The following is a 290-nucleotide window of genomic DNA, read 5'->3' as shown; positions in this document are numbered from 1 at the left end:
GTTCGTCACCTCGTTCAGCAAGAGTTAAACAAACCGCTTGATCCTGCTGAAATTGCTAATCAGGCGACCTCTCCTCAACAAGCGTCAGAAATTTACCTAGCGTCTTTGATCGTCGCTGATGAACAAAACTTTATGGAAAAAGCGTATCTGCAAGAACTAGCAAAACAACTTCAACTTTCACCAGAAGTCACTCAGCAGTTAGAAGCACAAATGCAGTGATTAAATCTCGCTCAAGCAAACCTTCAACTTGAGCCAAAACAACTCTGTACTTTGAGTTTCAAATCCGCTGT

Annotated in this window: 1 protein-coding gene; it reads left to right on the top strand. The window is 42.1% G+C overall.

Going from position 1 to position 290, the window contains the following annotated elements:
• Positions 1-219: DUF533 domain-containing protein (locus tag IQR33_RS10130; protein ID WP_193843682.1), on the top strand; the 219-nt coding region annotated here is incomplete at its 5' end.
• Between the last annotated feature and the right edge of the window lie 71 nt (positions 220-290).

This window comes from Vibrio sp. OPT46 (genome assembly GCF_015163535.1).
Classification (GTDB): Bacteria; Pseudomonadota; Gammaproteobacteria; order Enterobacterales; family Vibrionaceae; genus Vibrio; species Vibrio alginolyticus.
The sequence above is the reverse complement of the archived record's forward strand: the minus strand, read 5'-3'. Positions and strand labels throughout refer to the sequence as shown.